This is a genomic window from Actinosynnema sp. (assembly GCF_052038725.1).
Window position 1 is genome coordinate 1 of the sequence record NZ_JBQGCX010000731.1, and the last position, 3,052, is coordinate 3,052.

Annotated in this window: 4 protein-coding genes; 2 read left to right on the plus strand and 2 right to left on the minus strand. The window is 74.6% G+C overall.

Annotated elements, in window-relative coordinates:
• Nucleotides 1–223 (plus strand): hypothetical protein (locus tag ACTUAL_RS15155; protein WP_440900703.1); only part of this gene is annotated, 223 nt, incomplete at its 5' end.
• Here ACTUAL_RS15155 and ACTUAL_RS15160 read toward each other — a convergent pair.
• On the minus strand, nt 220–1,269 hold the full coding sequence (locus ACTUAL_RS15160) for a flavin-containing monooxygenase (RefSeq protein ID WP_440900706.1): 1,050 nt from the start codon (nt 1,267–1,269) through the stop codon (nt 220–222). The genes ACTUAL_RS15155 and ACTUAL_RS15160 overlap by 4 nt on opposite strands.
• A 67-nt stretch (nt 1,270–1,336) precedes the next feature.
• Nucleotides 1,337–2,659 (minus strand): NAD(P)-binding domain-containing protein, encoded by a 1,323-nt coding sequence (locus ACTUAL_RS15165; RefSeq protein ID WP_440900704.1) that lies wholly within the window; start codon nt 2,657–2,659, stop codon nt 1,337–1,339.
• A gap of 100 nt (nt 2,660–2,759) precedes the next feature.
• Between ACTUAL_RS15165 and ACTUAL_RS15170 the strand changes: the two genes are divergently transcribed.
• Nucleotides 2,760–3,052: ArsR/SmtB family transcription factor (locus ACTUAL_RS15170; protein ID WP_440900705.1), on the plus strand; the 293-nt coding region annotated here is incomplete at its 3' end.

Here is a 3,052-nt window from a genome sequence, read left to right on the forward strand (position 1 = left end):
GGCGGTGCGGATGCGCACCGCCACCCTCTACAAGGTCCTCGCCGCCCTGATGGTGCTCATGGCCGCAGCCTTGGTGCTCACGCACACCGCCGACCTCGGCGCGCTCGCCCTCGCACCGGCGCTCCAGCTCGTGCTCCTGGATGTCGTCCCGGACCTGGTCCTGATTCCCGCGCTGGCCGTGGTACTGCTGGTCTCGGCGGTCAAGCTCGCCCGCCACGCCTAGCGCGTACCCCGGATCAGGCGGCGCACGAGGTGGTGGGCGTCGCGCCCCACACCGCGCAGCGTCGCCGAGGCGAGGGAGCGCTGCCACTCCAGGCCGACGAACCCCAGGCCCGGCCGGACGGTGGACAGGCCGTGGCGCTGACGCGGTCGCCCGCCGTCGAGGACGTCCGGGTCGGTGAGCCAGGACAGGTCGGGGCGGTAGCCGGTGGCCAGGATGACGGTGTCCACGTGTTCACGGGCGCCGTCGGGCCAGATGAGCTTGGAGCCCTCGACCGCGGTGAACACCCGTCGCTGATCCGGGCGGTCCGCAGCCAGTCCCGCGCGGTAGCGGCCGTGGTCGAGCACCGGCTGGTGCGGCGGGGTCCGCAGCAGGTGCCCGATCGGCGCGCTGTCCAGGCCGAGCAGCCGGGACCAGAAGTGCACGTCACGGCCGAGCGGGCGTTGCGGGACGAACGTGACCGGAGTGCGGGTGGCCAGGGTGACGCGGGCGTGGGCGGCGAGCTCGACGCCGATCTGCACCGCGGTGTTGCCCGCGCCGACCACCACCACCCGCTGCCCGGTGAACCCGGCGGGTTCGCGGTACTCGGCGGAGTGGAGCACCGCGCCGGTGAACGCCTCCAGGCCGGGCAGGGCGGGCCGGTGGGGGTTGCCGAACGAGCCGGTCGCCGCGATCAGCAACCGGGCGCGCAGCTCGGAGCCGTCGGCCAGCCCCACCCGCCAGCCCGTCCCGTCGTGGTGGGCGGCCCGGACGCGGTGGTGGGTGCGGATGTCGACGGCGCGCTCGTCGACCAGGCGCCGGGCGTAATCGCGCAGGTAGTCCACTACCTCGTCGCGGCGCGGGTAGCGGTTGGGATCGCCGGGGAAGGCCATGTCGGGCAGTCCGCTGTGGCAGGCCGGGGAGAACAAGGTGAGGCTGTCGTAGTACGACGGCCAGGCCCCCACAGGTTCCGCCCCGGCCTCCAGCAGCACCGGCGCCAGTCCGGCCCGGCGCAGGGCGTGGGCGGCGGCCAGTCCGGCCTGCCCTCCGCCGACGACGAGGGCGTCCATCCAGGTCAAGGTCCGGTCCTCCGGTGTTCTCGGGTGTGGCGGCAGAGCGGTGACGTGCCGCTTCCGGTCAGCGGGCGGGTGGCGCGGACAGCGGCAGCGCCTCAACCGTCGTCGGGGCGCAGCACCCGCCGCTCTGTTCCTCGACGGGAGCGTCGAACAGCCCGGCCCCACCGCACACACCGGTCTCCGGCAGCACCAGTTCGACCTTCGCCGCAGCCTCGTGGTCGCCCGCGATCTCGGCGACCACGCTGCGCACCTGCTCGTAGCCGGTCAGCGCCAGGAACGTGGGCGCGCGGCCGTAGCTCTTCATCCCCACCAGGTAGACAGCGGGTTCGGGGTGGCGCAGCTCGGCCGCGCCGTGCGGGTAGACGGTGCCGCACGAGTGCGCGTTCGGGTCGATCAGCGGCGCCAGCCGCGCCGGGGCCTGCAGCACCGAGTCCAGCTCCAGCCGCAACTCCGAGGACCAGGTCAGGTCCGGCCGGAACCCCGTCGCCACCACGACCTCGTCGACGGGGTCCAGACGCCACCCGCCCTGGGAGACCAGCACAAGCCGCTCGCCCTCGCGCTCCACCGCGGCGGTGCGGAACCCGGTCACCACCTCCACGTGGCCCGCCTCCACCGCCTCGCGCGCCCGAAGGCCCAACGCCCCGCGAGCCGGGAGCTGGTCGGCGGCGCCGCCGCCGAAGATGTCCCCCACCCCGCCGCGGCGCAGCAGCCACACCACGCGCGTGCCGGGACGCCGCTCGGCGAGATCAGCGAGCGCCACCAGGGAGGTCAGCGCCGAATGGCCGCTCCCCGCCACCGCGACCCGCTTCCCGGCCCAGCGCTCCTCCCCCGCGGCCAGGTCCGGCACCCGGTAGGCGATCCGGTCGGCCGCCGCGTGCTCACCCAGCGCGGGCAGCCCGTCCCCGCCCAGCGGGTTGGGCGAGCCCCACGTGCCGGAGGCGTCGACCACGGCGCGCGCGGTGATCCGCTCCTCCCCCTCCGGGGTCCGCACGTGCACGGTCAGCGGCTCGCTGTCGCGGCCAGCGTCCACAACGCGGTCGCGTCCTCGACGCGCCACCCCGACCACGCGCGCCCCGAAGCGGACGTGCCCGTCCAGGGCGTCGGCCAGCGGTGCCAGGTAGCGCGACGCCCACTCCGCGCCGGTGGGGCAGTCCTCGCCTGCCGGGGCCGTCCACCCCCCGCTTTCCAGCAGTTCCCGCGCGGCAGGGTCGACCAGCTCCGACCACCGGGAGAACAAGCGCACGTGGCCCCACTGGGCCACCGCCGCGCCCGCCTGCCCGCCCGCTTCCAGCACCAGCGGCCGAAGCCCGCGTTCCAGCAGTCGAGCCGCCGCCGCCAACCCGACCGGGCCCGCGCCCACCACAACCACCGGAAGCCCGTCCACAAGCCACCCCTTCCATCGTCGAACATCGATCGAACTCGCCGGACTCTATCGAGCCAAATCGATAGAGTCAACCATCGACACCAGTCGATAGACTGGTGCCATGACGACCACGCAGCCCCCGGCGGGCCTGGCCAGCCAGGACGCGACCACCTACGCCGAGTGGTTCGCCTGCCTTGCCGACCCCACGCGGGTACGCCTGCTGCACACCATCGCCACCCACCCCGGCGAACTGACCGTGGGCGCGCTGACCGAGGCGCTGGGCATCAGCCAGTCCACCTGCTCGCACCACCTGCGCAAGCTCGCCGACACCGGCTTCGTCGTCCTGCGCCGTGAGGGCACCTCCACCCGGGTCGCAGTCAACGCCGCCTGCTGCACCGGGCTCCCCCACGCCGC